Genomic DNA, 18,227 nt, shown 5'->3' with positions numbered 1-18,227 from the left:
TACAAATGATATACTCTTTAGTTAGGAAGTGAACAACATGACAACAATAATCGACAAAATTTATAGCGAATTGCCAGCCATGTCACAAAGTGATCAAAGGGTTGCTAAGCAAGTTTTGGCTGATCCAGAAAAGATCGTAAATAGTACAATTTCTGAACTAGCTAAAATTGCTGCAGTAAGTGGGGCTTCAGTTACACGTTTTTGCCATAATCTAGGCTTAACTGGTTTCCATGATTTAAAAATTCAATTAGCTCAAGTTTCTGGCAATGAAAAAAGCCATTCTTTACAAAAAATTGCAAAGGATGACTTACAAACTGCATTGAAACAGATTGGTGATAATAAGGTAGCAGAAATAGAAGCTACTTTGAATAATATTGATAGTCAAGTACTAAAGAAAGTACTTGATTTATTAACTAATAGTAAAATAGTTCAGGTCTCAGCAGAAGGGGATACATATCCTGTAGCTGAGGATGCTGTTTATAAATTTAATCAAATCGGTATTTTGGCAATGGCTTCAGGTGGCAATGTAGAAACAGCGATTGCGCAAAGCATGAATTTGAATGCTCAAGATTGTTTACTCGTGATTTCTAATTCGGGTGAATCAGCAGCACTGCTTAAACAAATCAAAGTTGCTAAAGAGCAGGGGATTAAAGTAATTGCCATCACTAACAGAGCAGATTCACCTATTGCGTTACAAGCAGATTATCATTTACAAACAGCGGTAAGACAAACAGTACTGCAAACGCAATATTATTTTTCAAGAGTTGCTGCCTTTACAATGATTGAAGCTATTTTCTTATTGTTAATTTCACAGAATGATGAAAGAATCGAACATATTAAAAAGCATGAAGAGATTATCTCTAGTCAAAAAATTTAGAGCAATTGGTCGATTTGGCTTTTTAAGGGTAAATCATAATACTTTTTGATTTGAGGTAGGGATGCTAAACTACTTTGACCGTAAACTGCAATTAAGCCTGCTAATTCGTTTTTCCAAGCAGAAATTAACTTCTCTAAGCCTTCAGTACCATTTTGATTATATTCTTGTAAAAAGACATTGGAGATGCCAACATATTGTCCGCCTAGTGCTAATCCTTTTAGTACGTCTAAAGGATTGCGTACGCCACCTGAGACAATAAAGCTGACGTCTTCTTTTTTTGCCATTAATGCTGAAACAACTGTAGGAAGGCCGATATCTTCTAAGTATGAGACGTCCCTAGAGTTGCGAGCATTTTCAATTTGAGCAAAATTTGTACCACCGCTACCAGCAATATCAAAGTATTGGATTCCAATGTTTTTCAAAGTATGAATGGTTGCTGCGTCTAGTCCAAAACCGACTTCTTTGATAATAATTGGAATATCAATTTGCTCATGCATTTCTTTAATATGATCTAGCCATAAAAAGTTGCGATCACCTTCAGGCATGGCAATTTCTTGGACCGTATTAAGGTGAGTTTGCAAAGCATCTGCTTTTAGTTCATGAATAATTCGTTTAGTAGCATCAATAGGCGTTTCTGGGTTAACATTAACTATTAAAACACCATCGGGATCTTCTTCTCTAGCTACATAAAAACTATCCAGTTGATTTTTCTCTTTAGCAAGGATACTAGCCGAACCTAATGCAAAAGCAATATTCTCTTTAGCCGCTACATGTCCTAATGCCTTGTTCACGGCCTTAGATTTCTGTGAACCACCAGTCATTGCATTGATAAAAAAAGGCGCAGAGACGCGTTTTTTAAACATCTCTACACCTAATGTTTGAGTATCAACTTTGGTTTCAGGCAAAGCAGGGCGAAGTAAATGTAATTGATCAAAACTATTGTATTTTTGCTTATTAAAAAACATCTGAGCTAATTTCAGATGTTCTTCTTTTCTTTCGGATCTAATTGACATATAAATTAATTCTCCGTTAGCGAGTCAAACTAATTTGGTGAACTCTAAAATTTAAAGGCAAAATACCATTATGACGCCATTCGCTCTCAAGAGCAGCAACGTCAGTATTAGAATCAGTGATGACGATACCACAATCACCATTGCCTGCGCCAGAAGTCTTAGCAGCTCCACCGAAATCTTCTGCGATCTTAATTAATTGAGATAAACGTGGAATTTCAATTGCGATTTGGTTGATCTTAGCAAAGTGTTGCAATAATTTACGGTTAGCACGAATTTGCTTTTTAATCAATGAAATATCGTTTGCTTCAAAGCCGGCGATCATTTTTAAAACACAAGCTCTAGAAGCAGCTAAGAAATTCTTGTATTCCATATTTAAAGCAGCCTTGTTAGCGTTGGTTTCGTCAACTAAACGTGAAGTAGAAGCTGGCTTCTGACTCCAGCCGATCATTAACTTCATATCCTTAGGTGGATTAAGCAATTGAATCTTTAAACCAGGCCAGGCTTCATTGACTACTTCAGATAATGTCTTCTTATCAAGTTCGTGCTTAAGCCAAGTCTTGTCGAAGGTTTGGTAAGCAAGCCAACCACCGTAAACACTAGCAGCGATATCTCCTGCGGATCCATTGCCTTGGACTGAATAGTGGGAGATGGCTGAAAGCTTATAAACAAGTTCATTGCTCATCTCTACGCCATAAAAATGTAAAATAGCCTTAACAGTGGCTACAGTAACAGCGGCGCTAGAACCTAAACCATATTTCTTACCATCAGCAGAATCCAAATCTGAATTAACATGCAGATCGTATATTTTCATCTTGATGTTTTGCTCAATACAGTATTGTTCTGTAAAGAAAATTGCAGACAAAATATACTCGAATGGATTATCACGATTGTCGATTACCATCTTAGAGCCCTTGCGAACCCAATGAATAGAATCTTGTGAATACTGCTTAGAATGGATCAAACCTGTAGTAGTCTCACTTTTCGTGATGGAAACACGTACAAACTGATTTACTGCTACTAAAACGGCAGGACAATCCTGCTCTAAAACTGCATATTCTCCGGCAATATATAATTTTCCAGGTGCTTTTTCTGTTATCAAAAGAACTAAATCCTCGAATCTATCTAACTTTCTATGTACAAATTAATCCGAATAAGTAACTCCAGGACCAAAACTTGCACTCACTATCTTAACATTATTGAATTCTGACTCAAAGTTTTCAATGATTTCTTTTATATTTCTTAACTGACAGAGTACTTTAATGTTGGGACCAGCATCAATAGTATAGTAGCATTCAATACCTTTGTCGCGTAAAGTTTCTATTAATTTTATAGCGCGAATAGTATCAGGTTCAAAATAAGTGAACTCTGGTTGTGCGGTTAAATTAATTGCATGCATTTCATTGGCATTGAGTTCAGCTAATTTACCTAGAGCAGTAAAGTCATCATTTTTTATAGCTGCAATCATCTGTTTTAATTCAGATTCATTCCGTGCGATCCATGGCTTAAAGAATGGGGAAGATTGTGCATCTTTCATCCCGCGAGTTGATGAAATCTTTTTTTGTTTAGTGTCTAATTCAATTGCTAGAAGGTGCAAGTCCATTTGAGGATGTTCATCTAAAACATATGCATATGAAGTCTCATCTGAATCACCTTTTTGCCAAATTGAAAAGCCACCAAAAATAGAGCGACTTGCAGATCCTGAGCCAATTCTAGCCAAACGTGATAATAGAGTTTTATCTGCGTTAATATTATAAAAAGCACAAAAAGCTGCAGCTAGAGCCGCAAAAGCAGAACTTGAAGAAGCAAGGCCTGCAGAAGTTGGTACGTGATTAGTAGATTTAACTACAAGATTTTCTTCCTTTAAATCGAATCTTTGTTGCAACTTTTTGATATAGGCAAAAACGCGCTTACTATTAGCAGGAGTTTGCTTTTTACCATTTAAATAGAATTCACTTGAACCTGTAGTTTTTTCAATAGTTGTATCGGTGTAAAAAGCATCAAGCGTCATCGATAAGCTTGACATCAATGGGATTCTTAAAGCAGCATCTTTTTTACCCCAGTATTTGATTAAGGCAATATTGGTATGTGCTCGTGCAGTTTTTGTCATTAAATTTCCTCGATCCAGCTACCACTAATAATATCTTTACATTTCTCTGCAATATTAGTAGCAATTTCTTTATTTTTACATAGTGTGATAGTAATGCCGCCTAAGCCGCCACCAGAAAGTTTAAAACCTAAGGCACCATTTGCTAGAGCAATTTTTTGCAGTTGATCAATTCTGTCAGTAGAGATGTTGAATGAATGCAAAATTTCTTGAGCTTCATTAAAAATTTTACCAACTGTCAAACTATCTTGTTTAAGCCAAACTTCTTTGGTTAAATCGGCTAATTCACCTAGGCGTTTCATATTGTTTTTGGCTGTTTCAGATTGATCTAATAGTGATCTTACTTGAGTTACAGCTTCCTTTGTATTGCCTAGTTGTCCCGTATCCATAATTAAAAGGGTAGCGCCAAGTTTTGCCTTAAGCATCTTAGGACCCATTTTTTTATTGAAAAAGACTAAGTAGTCTGAATTAACAGTGGCTGCATCAAGACCTGAGGCTTTGCCGTGGTTAATCATTTCGGCATGGTTAGTTACTGCATGATTTCTTTTTCAGTTAAGTTTAAATCGAAAAATTGATTTAATGCTTTTGTCGTACCAAGCGCAACGGTAGCACTAGAGCCAAAACCACGTTCCATCGGAATTTCGCCAGTATAAGTGATTTTTAAAGGCTTCGTATTTTGAGCCTTTTCACGCATCGTTTTAACAACATATTTAAGGCCATCGTATTCATCTGGTGCATCAAAAAATGGGCCATGGTAGCGTGCAGTATCCATCCACATTTGATCAGAATCTTCGACAGTGGTTCTAATATACAAAGCTTTGATTGGCATTGCTAGAGCATCATAACCATAAACGACAGAATGTTCACCTATAATAATCACTTTTCCGTGAGCTAAAAAACTACACTTCATTATTTAATCATCCTTAAAATAGATTTAATAAAAGTTAAAACCTTGTTATGCTAAAATATTATGCAAGGAGTACGAACAAATGATCAAAATTCTAACAGGAAGACAAACCGACCCATTACAAGAAAAAATTCTGGAAGAAGCTGTGAAAAATTATCAGCAGCATCCAGAAAATAAAACTTTCATCATTGTTCCTAATCATATTAAGTTTACCACAGAAGTTAGGGCAATTAATAAACTTGCAATCAGTAAAAATCAGAGTGAGACGGCAGTAAAAAATCTGCACGTCCTTTCTTTTTCTCGTCTTGCTTGGTTCTTTTTAAAGGATGCAGAACAAGGCTTGCCAACACAATTAGATGATGCGGCTAGTGCAATGCTGCTTACGCATATCGTAGAACAGGAAAAAGATAAGCTGACTATTTTTGAAAATTCCAATACTGGTTTAATCAACCAATTGTACAGTACTATTTTACAGATTTATGATGGCAACGTAAATTTAGAAGACATTGATGAAGAAAGTCTAGATCAAGAGACCAAAAGCAAAGTCCACGATTTACGCATAATTTACGATGCTTTTATTAAAGAAATAGCAGGAAAATTCTCGACTAAGAATGAAGTTCAAGTACAATTAAATGAAATTTTGGCTAAAAGAAAAGATCTAGGGGATGCTAGCTTCTATTTCTGTGACTTTTCACATTTCTCTTTACAAGAAACTTTAACTATCAAGTTGCTAATGCGTAAAGCTAAGGATGTAGTATTAGCTTTTAAGACAAGATTGGGTGATATTAATCCGCAGGCTGAAGAAGGCGACTATGATTACGTTATTCAGCAAACGATTGGACGCTTCACTTCATTTTTACAGGAAAGAAAAATGGAGTATACAGTTAAAAGTTTTCCGCTTTCTCCTAAGCCGACAAAGCGTGAAATTCTCAATAGTTTGTGGACTGAAGCAATTTCTAAAACTGATGACTTAAATCAGGTGCAATTAGTAAAAGCAGATTCACGCTATGCAGAGGCTTATTTTGTGGCGCGGACAATATATCAGCAAGTGGCTTTAAGTAATTATCGCTACCATGATTTCTTGATCTTAGCACCAGATTTAAAAGAGTATGAAACTTATTTAACGCCAATTTTAAGACAGAATAAAATTCCTTTCTTCAATGATTTGCAGCAAGAGATGAAATATCACCCTCTAGTTGTATTAATTGAAAATCTGTTTAATTTACATGATTTAAAGGAAAATCCTTTTTCAACGGCTAGTATGTTAGCTATTTTGAAGACACACTTGCTTATTCCATCTTGGTACAAAGAAGAAGCAGAATATATTCATGATGTTGATGAGTTAGAGAACTTTGTTTTAGCTCACGGGATTAATCATGGTTTGTGGCGTAAAAAGTTCTCTGACTTTGTGAATGCGGAAGTTATTCGACTAGATAAAATGGATGAAGAAGTTGCCAAGATTGATCGCCTACGTGGTTATTTGGTTGATAAGGTAACTAATCTGTTTGAAAAATTATCTCAAGAGGAGAATAGTCAAAAAGCATTAACTATCTTTTTTGATTTTTTAACTGAAAATGGAATAGCCGCAAGACTAGAAAAATGGCGTGATGATGCTAACGATGCAGGAAACCTGCAACAAGCACAGCAACCAGAGCAATTGTGGGATTTGCTGATCCAACTGCTCAGCGATTATTTAATGATTAACCCTGAAGAATTTAACATGGATGAATTCTTCAACATGTTGATCAGTGCCTTTAAGGAAGCTAATTTCTCACAAATTCCATCAACACTTGACGCAGTTAACTTATCTGAAATTGGGATGGTTCAAACTAGTGGCTATAAACAAGTTTTCATCATTGGTGCTACGAGTGGTAATTTACCTGCTATTCAAAAGATGCCAGGCTTTTTGACCACTGAAAACTTGGCTCAGTTGCAAAATAGTTTTAGTGATGATTCATATCTAGAAGACAATCAACAACTGAATAATTTCGATCAAAATTATCAGTTTGGTTTGTCACTTGCTCTGGCCCAAGATCGTGTGTATGTGTCTTACCCTGTTTTGAATGCATCAAATGAGACGCTCGATCCCTCTATTTATTACCAACGGCTAAGTAATTATGGCGCTCGTGAATTTGAGCAACATGATTTACCAGAAAAATTGCAGGATTTGTTGTCGTTTATCACTAATGCAGATGCTAGTCTGGGCTATTTAGCTTATATGAATTCATCAGCCAAGTTTTCAGCAGTTACGAAATTGCTTGAGCTTACGCAAAAGGTATTGCCACAAAAGACGGATTCTGTTTTAGACGCCAGTCAGTTTGATAATCGGCCAGAAGATATTGGTCAAGAGCTTGCTACAAAGCTTTATGGTGAAAATTTGAATTCATCAGTTTCACAGCTAGAAACCTTTTATGAAAATTCATATGAATATTTCTTAACTTACGGTTTAAGACTGCGGCGTCGTTTTGAAAATGAATTCGATGTGATTCAAGCAGGTAATTATTTCCACGAGACCTTTGATCGTTTGGTCAAGCAGCTTAATAAGCGACATCTTGATTTAGCTGATCTTAATAGTACCGAATTAGAAAGTATGCTTAATTCGGTTAGGGATGTCATGAAGGATGAAGGTAAGTATGCTCAGTTAATGAATGATCCGTTTAATCAGTATTTATTCAAATGCTTGGATCATACAACATCGAAAGTAGCTCATAACTGGCGCAGGTCATTAACTAAAACTCCACTTAGGGCGAAGTATTCTGAATTAAGTTTTGGAGTAGGCGAACGACTTAAGGGTCTGAGCTTCGATGTTCCAGATTTATCAGGTAATCATCATGTGGATTTGCGCGGAAAAATGGATCGAGTAGATTTAGCTAATTTTGCCGATAAAGATCAAGTGCTGGCACAGGTTATTGACTATAAATCATCTGCTAAGAAGTTTGATTTAGGGATGTTTTATAACGGTATCGCCTTACAGATGGTGTCATATCTAGATGTTTTGGCTAATAATGGTCAATTCTTTGCTGGAAATGATCAGCTGTCCTTATTGGGCGCATTTTATCAAACGGTTACTAGACAATTAGAACGATTAAACAGTGATAAATTAATTGATAGTTCTATGAATCTGCGTCAAACGGCAACTGATAGTAAGCCTAAATTAATGTATAACGGAATTATTAGTAACGATCCGGATATTTTAACAGAGGCCGAGCCATTATTAGAGGGTAGCACTAAACAAGCTTCTGAACTTTATACAGGCGTTAAAACTAAGGCTAAAGGTGGTTTTAGTTTACCTGCAAATAGGAGCTTTAGCGAAGATGAAATTGAATTGTTGCTAGAATATGATGAATATTTGATCAAGGAAGCATCAAGTCAGATTCTTTCCGGTAAGATTAGTTTGAATCCATATAAGTATGGTAAGTCACAAAATGCCCTAACTTATTCAGACTTTAAGGATATTTTCTTCTTTGATGCTATGCTTAGACAAAATCAATATCATGAAATTAACAATATGAAGAAAAAAGATTTTTTAGCTAAAATAAAAGAAAGATTAGGAAGAGAGGACTAATTTTGCCACAGTTTACTAAAGAGCAAGAAAAAGCGATCAATGATCGTGGACATGATATTTTAGTTTCAGCTTCGGCTGGTAGTGGTAAAACTACAGTCTTAGTTGAACGAGTTTTAAGAGAAATTTTGGCGGGAACTCAAGTAAGTGAACTACTGGTCGTTACTTTTACTAAAGCAGCCGCCGAAGAAATGAAAACTAGAATAAAGAATGCTTTAACTCAAGAAATGGCTAAACCTGGCGTCAATCGCAGATATTTACGTGAACAATTGAATCAGGTAGATACCGCTAATATTTCGACTATTGATGCGTTTTGTCTAGAAGTGATTCACCGTTTCTACTATTCAGTGGATCTGGACCCTAGTTTTCAAATTCTTACTGATGAAACTCAAGCAGCTTTACTAAAAGAACGTGCTTTGCGTGAAGTTGAAGGAGAATTCTTTACCCAAAAAGATTCAGACTTTAGCCGTTTCTATGATAATTTTGCTGGTGATAGGGATGCAGATAGTCCACGTGATTTATTGCTAGATTTGTATAATTACGCTATGGCCAAACCAGAATATCATGCTTGGCTAAAACAATTGCCGGAAGTATATGAAACAAACGACGAGATTACTAAATCAAAGCTCTGGCAAAAGCAAATTAAGCCATATTTGTTAGATAGTTTTAAAGGCATAGAAGATAAAATTAATGGGTATTTTGAAGAAACTATCTTTGAAACTAAAGAATTAAAAAAGGTCAGAGAGGACTTTGAATTATTTGCCCAAAATTTGCATAACTTCTTAGCAGCATTGACTGAAGACAAGCCCTATGATGAACAAAGAGATTTGCTACGCTCTTGTGCTTTTACAGGAAGATATCGCAAGTCAAATAAATGGGATGAAGACATCGTTGAATTTTATGGTGACTTGCAGAAATTAAAAGATGAAGCTAAGAGTCAAGTGTTTGATACCTTTACTGCATTTTTTGCGACTGATGAAAAAGAGCAAGTAAAAGTAATGCACGATGGCCAAAAAATTGTAAATGCAATTGCACAGGCAGAAATTGCTTTAATTGATCGTTTTAATAAATTAAAGCGAGACGAGAATTTAATCGATTATAGCGATATGGAACAGCTAGCTTATCGTATTCTTAGTCAGGATACGTCTAGTTCACAGATGGCTAGGGATTTCTACCAAAACAAGTTTAAAGAAATTCTAGTCGACGAATACCAGGACATTAATGCTTTGCAGGAAAATATTATCCAGCAAATTAGAGAAACAGGTAAAAATACCTTGTTTATGGTTGGGGATGTAAAGCAGTCTATTTATGGTTTCAGACAAGCTGAACCAAGTTTGTTCTTAAGAAAATATCATGACTTTGCTCAAGAACAGAATGAACATGAAGAACGTATTTTGCTTTCTGACAATTTTAGATCGACTGAACCAGTTACTCGTACTGTAAACCATCTGTTTAATAGCATTTTGAGTTCTGATTTTGGTGGGATTGATTATCAAAAAGAAGGACAATTAGTTTTTGGTGCTAAATATTATCCTGATAATCTGCCTAAAGCGAGTGAAGTAATAGTTCATAAAAAAGAGAGGGGCGGAGATGAAAGCAGCGATAAAGTAGATTTTTCAGAAATCCAAATGGTCTTGGCCCGAATAAAGCAATTAAAAGAAGAACACATGCAAGTGTTTGATAGTAAAAGCGGGAAAATGCGTGAGATGAAGTATAGTGACATCGCTATTTTGACTAGAAGTCATAGCGATAATTTGGAAATCATGCAAGAATTCGCTAAACAAGACATTCCTCTTTTTGTGACAGATGCTGAAAATTACTTCCAGACGTTTGAATTAACTGTCATCATGAATTATTTAAAAATCATCGATAATCCTGACCAGGATATTCCGCTAGTTACGGTTTTGCGTTCGCCACTCTTTAATTTTGGTGAAAAAGATTTAGCTAAAATTAGAATTAAGAGTAAGAATAGTAGCTTTTACAGTGCTCTTACTTCATACGTCGGTGTGGGAGATGAACTCAGCAATAGATGCAAAGACTTTTTGAATCAACTTGCTTCATTGCGTGAATTTGCTACTACTCATAGAATTTCTGAATTGATTTGGAGTATTTATACACGAACTAACCTTTTGGAAATAATGACTGCATTGCCTAATGGTGAACAACGGCGCGTTAACTTAGAGGCACTTTATGAAAGAGCTACTTCTTATGAAAGTGCTGGCTTTAAGGGACTTTACCAGTTCATTAACTTCATTAATAGAATGCGTCAAAGTCAAAAGGATTTGGCCCAACCACTGTTAACTAAAGAAGCTGGGAATGCAGTGAGATTGATGACAATCCATGGTTCAAAAGGGTTGGAGTTCCCAATAGTCTTTTATTTGGGGATGTATTATCAATATCAATTAAGAGACCTTAAGGGGAATTATGTCATTAATGCTGATGGTTTAGGCGTCACTTTACGAGAAAAACATTATCGAATTGACTCTTTAGTTAAAGCAATGGGCAATATTACTAAGAAGAGACAACTACTTGAAGAAGAAGCACGTGTTCTTTACGTTGCTTTAACGCGTGCTAAGCAAAAGCTGATTTTAGTTGGTGATATTCCTAGTTTTGATAAAAAGGTCAAAGAATGGTCTAATGAGCTAGATTATCAAGGCCAATTATCACTAGCAGATAAATTATCAGCGACGACACCATTAAGTTTTATGGGACCAGCCTTAGCATTTGATCGTCGTGTAGCTATGAAAATTACTGATATTACAAACTCGCTTGATCAGAGCCAGCCAATTTTGTTTGTTGATTTTTCAGATGATGATTCAAAAGTAGATAGCTCTACTAATGAAGAAAAAGAGTCACATGAAGATAGCGATACAGAAGTTAAGACTCTGACTCAAACTGCTGAAAAGCTTTATCAATTTGATTATCCATTTAAAGATGCTAGTGCCACGACTGCTTATCAAGCCGTTTCTGAAATCAAAAAAGCTTTTAATGATCCTGATGAAGCAGAATTAGAGAATTCTCATTTGCTAGCTTCGACTAATCGATATTTGCAGCCAATCGATACTAAGCCAAGCTTTTTATATCAAATTAAATTTACCGGTGCAGAGATTGGTACTGCAACGCACTTGATTTTGCAATATTATGACTACACTGGTGATGGAAGTGATGAACAGCTTGATCAAGAGATCCAACACTTAATTGAGCAAAAGAAATTAAATGCCGACATTGTTTCTAGTCTTAAAAAAGATCAAATTGAATGGTTTGTTCATAGCGATTTTGCTAAAGAATTCTGGCAAAGACCTGAAAATCTAAAACGAGAAGTTGATTTTTCTAGTCTGCTTTCTGCTAGAACATTATTTAATAATTTTAGTGATCCAAATGCAAAAATTTTGGTTCATGGTACGATTGATGGCTATTTTATTACAAATAATGGTATTATTTTGTTTGACTACAAAACTGATCATGTCGACAAAACACATTTAGATAAATCAATTGAATTAATTAAGGAGAAATATACCGGACAGCTTCGTTTATATGAACGAGCATTAAATGAATTCAGTAGTAAAAAAGTAATTGGAAAGTATTTGATTTTGCTTGATGTTAAGCAAGTAGTAGAAGTTAAGTAGACAAGAAGGGAGGAGCAGGATGGCAAAAATATTTGCAAAAGATACCTTTGCTGTAGTGGATCTAGAAACCACAGGAACACAGCGAGAAAATGGCCATCACATTATTCAATTTGGGTGTGCAATTATTAAAAATCTTAAAGTGGTTAAAACTTACTCTTTTATGATTAATCCCCATCGTGAAATACCTCAATCTGTTGTTAATTTAACTGGTATTAATAATGAAGATGTACAAAAGCAAAAAGATTTTGATTTTTATGCACCTAAGATAGTCAAAATTTTACAAAATACAGTATTTGTCGCTCATAATGTTGATTTTGACTTGCCATTTTTAAATTATGAATTAACGCAACATGGTTATGATGCGTTAACTAATAAAGCAATTGATACAGTTGAATTGGCTAAAATTGCTTTTCCAACTTTGCCATCATATAAGTTGAGTGATTTAACGGTGCAGCTTGAGATTAAGCATTTGAATCCTCATAAAGCTGATTCTGATGCTTATGGTACAGCTGTATTGTTGATCAAGATTATTAAACAACTTGAAACTTTGCCTCAAGCTACGCTTAATACGTTAAGTTCTTTGTCACATGGATTGATTCGTGATACATCGTGGGTCATTACGACGATTGCGGATAGTTTGAGACAAGAAAAAAGACCACTTCCTGCAGAATATATGCAGGTACGCAATATTGTTTTACAAAAGCAAAATGAGCATTTTGATAGTCATGGCGAAAATAGCACGTTCCCACAAGATGATGATAAACGCAAATTGTTTAAGGGAAAGCTGCATTTCCGCAGAGCCCAAGTTGATTTGATTAATCATTTGCATCAATTTATTAATAATCCTGATAAAAATGCGATGCTTGTAGAAGCACCTAATGGTACAGGTAAAACATTTTCTTATCTGTTTACCTATGCTTATCAGCTGTATTCAGGAAGAAAATTAGTAATTGCTACACCAACTAAGGTTTTGCAAGAACAAGTGATGGAAAGAGAAATTCCACAGTTGCTCAAGGTAACTAAGCTTGACTTGAAGGCTGAAGTTGTTAAATCCAGCAGTCGTTATCTTGACTTAGATGGCTTTGTACAAACAATTTTCCAGGGTACGCCTAATAAGCCTACGTTGATTTTACAAATGCAGATCTTAGTTTGGTTGACTAAAACAAAAACAGGGGATCTAGATGAGCTGAATTTAACTAATTACAATGCACCGCTGTTTGCACAAATTCAACATCCTGGGGATGCTCGTGTAGGCAGTCGTTTTGCGGAAGTTGACTTCTGGAATTTAGCTCGTCGTAAGCAAGAAGAAGCCGATATTTTGGTCACTAACCATGCATATTTGGCTAACCACTATATGGATACTATTTGGGGTCAAAATCCATATTTAGTAATTGATGAAGCACACCGTTTTGCGGATAATGTGATTAGTTCACGTAATGATTCAATGCGCTTTGAAGCACTTTGGGGTGTGTTAAGCCATTTGCGTAATTTGCTATATTATTCAAATGACAGTGTAGAAAGTCAATTCAATGATAATGTGCAGATCAATTTCTTATTGAATAAGCTGGATCCTAAGATTTTAGAGCTAATCAATTTGATCAATGAGTTGCAAAAACAACTCTATGCACAGCATGATAATGCAATCAATAAGGTTAATTTGCCTAATGGCACGCTTGAACTTAGCTTCCAAGGCAAAGGACTATTTAATCAAAATAGTCGTTTTAAACAGATATTGCCTAAGTTTCAGCAAAAGCTTGAAGAAGTTAGGGAATTAACCAATCAGGTTTTGTTTGAACTCTATCATGAGCAAGAAAGAATGCTGGCTAATATAGAAGAATTAGTTAGTGAAGTCACTGAACAGATTGATCGTCTTGATTATTATTCTGAAAAAGGATATCAATTAGCAGATTTGCTTTCTGATCAAAAGAATCTAGCACAAGATGGTTTTATTTTGATGATTACTAATCCAGAAGATCCACTTAGCACCAATTTAGATTGGTTAATGCTTGATACTAGTGATGTGCTTAACCAAATTTATAGTCGTTTTGATCATATTGCATTTGTCAGTGCTACATTGACTAGTGATCATAATTTTGACTACGCAATTAGTCAATTAGCCTTAAGCAATATGAATCTAGTTAAATACATTGGCAAGAGTACTTTTAACATGAAGAAGCATCTGGAAGCTTATGCTGTAGTTAATATGCCTAATCCAGATAGTGAAGATTATCAAAAAGAAATCGCACAAATTATGATTAATGATTTGGCGGATAAAAATCATGTATTGGTTTTAATGACTAATCTTGATAAAATTTATGATGTTTTTACCGAAGTTTTAAATGCACCAGAACTAAAAGATTTTGAAATTTTGGCTCAAGGTATGTCGGGTTCAAACAATCGAATTGCTAAAAGGTTTGTAATTGCTAAAAAAGCAATTATTATAGGTGCTGATAGTTTCTGGGAGGGAATTGACTTCCATGACTGTGGTATTGATACTGTGTTTGCGGCACGCCTTCCATTTGAGTCTCCAGAACAGCCTGAAGTGCGCTTAAGGCAGAAGAAATTAGAGGATCAAGGAATTAACGTCTTTGAAAAAGATAGTCTTCCTCGTGCAATTATTCGCTTTAGACAAGGTATGGGACGTCTGATTCGCGGTGAGCATGATCATGGTCAATTCGTTATTCTGGATCCAAGAATATGGAGCCAAAATTATGGGGATGCATTTTTGAAGGCTATTCCTGTAAAGGTAGAAAAAGTAACACTAAAAGAACTAAAGAAGAAGTTAAGAAATAAATAGTTATGATACAAGACGATACAAGGCAAACAATTAAATTTGTAGCATGGGTAATTGGGTTAATTATTATTGCTTTCTTTGTAAGTATTGGGATTTTTTACTATGCCGGCTCTAAGAGTAGAGGAAATTATCAAAGAATAGCCCAATTAGCTAGAAGCAAAACGCCAATTACTAATATCTCTAAGTATTATCATTTGGACCGTGGCACCAGTAGCTACGCAATCAATGGTACAAATAAGAAAGGTAAAGGCTACTATTTCATTTACTTGCCTAATTCTAAAAAAGCTTATTTATATCCTGCAAAGCGCGGTGTAAGTGAAGCTAATATTAAAAATAAGTTTAAATCTTTTCATTCAAATGCTACAATTAATCATATTAATCTGGGTTGGTACAAAGGTGAAGCTGTTTGGGAAGTTGCCTATAAAAAACAAAATGGCAATCTAGGTTATACTTTATATGAATTTAAAGATGGAAATGATATCTCAGAAGTCGATAATTTGTAGAAACTTTGGTATCATGTACATTGTATAAATGATAAAAAGGTGGATAGGAATTTTATGACAGAATTGATTTCAATTAAAGATTCTTCCAAACATGTTGACCAAGAAGTGAAAATGCATGTTTGGCTTACAGATAAACGATCAAGCGGAAAGATTATTTTTTTGCAATTACGTGATGGTACTGCATTTTTCCAAGGGGTAGTTCGTAAGAACGACGTATCAGAAGAAGTTTTTGAAACTGCTAAAACTCTTAGACAAGAAGCTAGTTTCTATATTACTGGTATTGTTCACGAAGATGCACGTTCTCACTTTGGTTACGAAATTCAAATTACTGATTTGAAGGTAGTTTCAAACAGCGAAGGCTACCCAATTGGTAACAAGGAACACGGTGTTGACTTCTTACTTGATCACCGTCACTTATGGTTAAGATCAAAGAAGCCATTTGCAATTATGCAAATTAGAAACACTATGTTTAAGGCTACTGTAGACTTCTTTGAAAAGGAAGGCTTCATCAAGTTTGATGCCCCAATTTTCATGCACTCAGCTCCAGAAGGTACTACTCAATTATTCCACGTTGACTACTTTGACCATGATGCTTACTTATCACAATCTGGTCAATTATACGGTGAAGCTGGTGCTATGGCTTATGGCAAGATCTTTACTTTTGGTCCAACATTTAGAGCGGAAGAATCAAAGGGCCGTCGTCACATGACTGAATTCTGGATGATGGAACCTGAAATGGCTTGGATGCACCAAGACGAATCTCTCGATCTTCAAGAAAGATACTTAGCTTACATGGTTAAGCAAGTTTTGGACAAGAATGAATACGAACTTAAGATTTTAGGTAGAGATCCAGAAAAGCTTCGTCCAACTACTGAAGGTAACTTCGTTCGTCTTCCATATGACGATGCTGTAAAGATGCTTCAAGATGCTGGTCGAGACTTCAAATGGGGTGACGATTTCGGAGCACCTGATGAAGGATACATCTCTGAACAATACGATCGTCCTGTCTTTATTGTCAACTATCCAACTTCTATCAAGCCATTTTACATGAAGAAGAACCCAGACAATCCTAAGGAATACTTATGTGCCGATGTTATTGCACCTGAAGGCTACGGTGAAATCTTTGGTGGTTCAGAACGTGAAGGTAATTACGAAGTTTTGAAGCAACAAATTTTGGACGCAGGTCTTAACCTCGAAGATTACCAATGGTACCTTGACTTACGTAAATTCGGTGGTGTTCCTCACTCTGGTTTCGGTATGGGATTTGAACGTACTATTGCTTGGGTTTGTCACCTTGACCATATCCGTGAAGCAATTCCATTCCCAAGATTGATCAACAGAATGCAACCTTAATTAGCATTTAAAAATTAGATATTTAAACAAAAGTTGGACTATTTGTTAGTTCAACTTTTGTTTTTGAAAGGAAAATTATTTTGCAATTTAATGACTACCGTGCGTTAGGGTTTACTACTTTGCAGAACGGCTTAATAGCATATTATCCTCGATTAAATATTAGTGATGCAGAACTACTGCTAATCATCCAACTTGAAGCCTTTAATCAGCGTGGTGAATCTTTCCCCTCGAATGAAAAGATAGCTGCCAATACCAATCTATCGGTTACGGATGTTAGTAATTTGATTCAGAGGTTGATTGATCGTAATTATTTAACGATCGAACAAACGACTGATGATCAAGATAAAATTGGCAATAAATATAGTCTAAATAAGTTATATGATGTCTTAGACAATTATATTGATCAAAATATTCTAATTAAGGACAATAAAAAGGATAAAACTGTAGCTGTTACAAACGATTTAGAAAATAGCCCTTTAAATTATCTATCTCGAAAAGTTGAAGTGGAATTTGGTCGTTATTTGAGTCCAATTGAGCGTGAGGAAATTGCACAATGGCTCAGTGTTGACCATTATGATCCGGAAATTATAGAATTAGCATTACGAGAGGCTGTATTATCGCAGGCTTATTCTTTAAAGTATATCGACCGTGTTTTGCTTAACTGGCAGAGACATAATCTAAAAACACCAGAAGAAGTTGAAAGGTTTTTAAAGAGGAATAGATAATATGACAGAAGAATTGTTAAGTGACGATGAGGCTCGTAAGGTCTTAAATAAAATATTATCTCTTTATCCTGATGCTAAAGGAGAATTGCAATGGGATAGTAAGTTCCATTTGTTATGTGCAGTTGTGATGAGTGCACAGACAACGGATCGAATGGTTAATCGAGTAATGCCAAAATTTAGCAAAGAATTCCCGACCCCCGAAGGTTTAGCAGCTGCACCAATTGAAAAAATTGAAGAAGAGATAAAGACGATTGGCTTGTATAGATCTAAGGCTAAACATTTAAAAGCTACGGCTCAAATTTTGGTAGGCAAGTATGATAGCCAAGTCCCTAAAGATAAAAAGACCTTAATGACTTTGCCTGGAGTAGGAGAGAAGACTGCTAACGTTGTACTAGCTGAAGGCTATGGAGTTCCGGCTATTGCAGTAGATACGCATGTTTCAAGAATTTCCAAGAAGTTTCATATTGTAGATGAAAAAGCAACGCCACATGAAGTTGAAAAAAGATTGGAATCAATTTTGCCAAAAGATGAATGGATTAAGACTCATCACGCAATGATTCTGTTTGGTCGTTATACAATGCCTTCAAGAGCAAAAGGCGATCCATATTCTTATTTAAACTCACAAAAATAATCTTTTTAGAAGCAATGAAAAACATTGCTTCTTTTTTACAAAAATATTATCAAGTCAGTTGTTACTAAATTTATTTTTAAAAAATAAAAAAGTCTGCTTTCACTCCGTTCCAGCAGACAAACAAAAACAAAA

11 protein-coding genes and 1 pseudogene are annotated in these 18,227 nt (G+C 35.4%); 8 read left to right on the top strand and 4 right to left on the bottom strand.

All coding sequences use genetic code 11. The annotated features are described in order from the left end of the window. Positions 1 to 37 precede the first annotated feature (37 nt). Positions 38 to 877, top strand: coding sequence for a MurR/RpiR family transcriptional regulator (locus tag JCM1039_RS03230; RefSeq protein ID WP_025014637.1), 840 nt, complete (start codon positions 38 to 40; stop codon positions 875 to 877). On the opposite strand, the gene fni is transcribed toward JCM1039_RS03230, so the two are convergent. From fni to mvk, 4 genes and pseudogenes are all read right to left on the bottom strand, one after another. After that, a complete protein-coding gene (fni, locus tag JCM1039_RS03225; RefSeq protein ID WP_025014636.1) occupies positions 874 to 1,890 on the bottom strand; it encodes a type 2 isopentenyl-diphosphate Delta-isomerase in 1,017 nt (338 codons plus the stop codon). The genes JCM1039_RS03230 and fni overlap by 4 nt on opposite strands. A gap of 16 nt (positions 1,891 to 1,906) precedes the next feature. Continuing rightward, positions 1,907 to 2,989, bottom strand: coding sequence for a phosphomevalonate kinase (locus JCM1039_RS03220; RefSeq protein WP_025014635.1), 1,083 nt, complete (start codon positions 2,987 to 2,989; stop codon positions 1,907 to 1,909). Positions 2,990 to 3,031: 42 nt separating this feature from the next. Continuing rightward, positions 3,032 to 3,997, bottom strand: a complete 966-nt coding sequence (gene mvaD / locus JCM1039_RS03215; protein ID WP_025014634.1) for a diphosphomevalonate decarboxylase — start codon at positions 3,995 to 3,997, stop codon at positions 3,032 to 3,034. After that, a pseudogene (mvk, locus tag JCM1039_RS10515) lies at positions 3,997 to 4,904 on the bottom strand (mevalonate kinase). Before mvk ends, mvaD begins: the two are co-directional and overlap by 1 nt. Positions 4,905 to 4,983: 79 nt before the next feature. Here mvk and JCM1039_RS03205 point away from each other — a divergent pair. From JCM1039_RS03205 to nth, 7 genes are all read left to right on the top strand, one after another. Then, positions 4,984 to 8,466 carry a PD-(D/E)XK nuclease family protein gene (locus tag JCM1039_RS03205; protein ID WP_025014633.1) on the top strand — a complete coding sequence of 1,161 codons (3,483 nt, stop codon included), beginning with the start codon at positions 4,984 to 4,986 and terminating at the stop codon, positions 8,464 to 8,466. Positions 8,467 to 8,468: 2 nt separating this feature from the next. Then, positions 8,469 to 12,089, top strand: a complete 3,621-nt coding sequence (addA, locus tag JCM1039_RS03200) for a helicase-exonuclease AddAB subunit AddA (RefSeq protein ID WP_025014632.1) — start codon at positions 8,469 to 8,471, stop codon at positions 12,087 to 12,089. 19 nt (positions 12,090 to 12,108) lie between these two features. After that, the gene (dinG, locus tag JCM1039_RS03195; protein ID WP_025014631.1) at positions 12,109 to 14,886 is read left to right on the top strand and encodes a helicase C-terminal domain-containing protein; all 2,778 of its coding nucleotides are present in this window, start codon (positions 12,109 to 12,111) and stop codon (positions 14,884 to 14,886) included. Between the two features lie 2 nt (positions 14,887 to 14,888). After that, positions 14,889 to 15,386, top strand: a complete 498-nt coding sequence (locus JCM1039_RS03190) for a hypothetical protein (RefSeq protein WP_025014630.1) — start codon at positions 14,889 to 14,891, stop codon at positions 15,384 to 15,386. 54 nt (positions 15,387 to 15,440) lie between these two features. Next, positions 15,441 to 16,739: an asparagine--tRNA ligase gene (gene asnS / locus JCM1039_RS03185; RefSeq protein WP_025014629.1), complete on the top strand. Its 1,299-nt coding sequence runs from the start codon at positions 15,441 to 15,443 to the stop codon at positions 16,737 to 16,739. Positions 16,740 to 16,819: 80 nt separating this feature from the next. Continuing rightward, the gene (locus tag JCM1039_RS03180; protein ID WP_025014628.1) at positions 16,820 to 17,464 is read left to right on the top strand and encodes a DnaD domain protein; all 645 of its coding nucleotides are present in this window, start codon (positions 16,820 to 16,822) and stop codon (positions 17,462 to 17,464) included. A 1-nt stretch (position 17,465) separates the two neighbouring features. Beyond that, positions 17,466 to 18,095 (top strand): endonuclease III, encoded by a 630-nt coding sequence (gene nth, locus JCM1039_RS03175; RefSeq protein ID WP_025014627.1) that lies wholly within the window; start codon positions 17,466 to 17,468, stop codon positions 18,093 to 18,095. Positions 18,096 to 18,227 lie beyond the last annotated feature (132 nt).

The organism is Lactobacillus kitasatonis DSM 16761 = JCM 1039, assembly GCF_000615285.1.
Taxonomy (GTDB): Bacteria; Bacillota; Bacilli; order Lactobacillales; family Lactobacillaceae; genus Lactobacillus; species Lactobacillus kitasatonis.
Note: the sequence above shows the minus strand (reverse complement) of the source record. Positions and strands in the feature narration are given on the sequence as shown.

What these genes read in the sequence shown, in the direction of transcription:
- nth (WP_025014627.1), top strand. Translation starts at nt 17,466, where the DNA reads ATGACAGAAGAATTGTTAAGTGACGATGAGGCTCGTAAGGTCTTAAAT.
- asnS (WP_025014629.1), top strand. Translation starts at nt 15,441, where the DNA reads ATGACAGAATTGATTTCAATTAAAGATTCTTCCAAACATGTTGACCAA.
- JCM1039_RS03205 (WP_025014633.1), top strand. Translation starts at nt 4,984, where the DNA reads ATGATCAAAATTCTAACAGGAAGACAAACCGACCCATTACAAGAAAAA.
- fni (WP_025014636.1), bottom strand. Translation starts at nt 1,890, where the DNA reads ATGTCAATTAGATCCGAAAGAAAAGAAGAACATCTGAAATTAGCTCAG.
- mvaD (WP_025014634.1), bottom strand. Translation starts at nt 3,997, where the DNA reads ATGACAAAAACTGCACGAGCACATACCAATATTGCCTTAATCAAATAC.
- JCM1039_RS03190 (WP_025014630.1), top strand. Translation starts at nt 14,889, where the DNA reads ATGATACAAGACGATACAAGGCAAACAATTAAATTTGTAGCATGGGTA.
- JCM1039_RS03230 (WP_025014637.1), top strand. Translation starts at nt 38, where the DNA reads ATGACAACAATAATCGACAAAATTTATAGCGAATTGCCAGCCATGTCA.
- dinG (WP_025014631.1), top strand. Translation starts at nt 12,109, where the DNA reads ATGGCAAAAATATTTGCAAAAGATACCTTTGCTGTAGTGGATCTAGAA.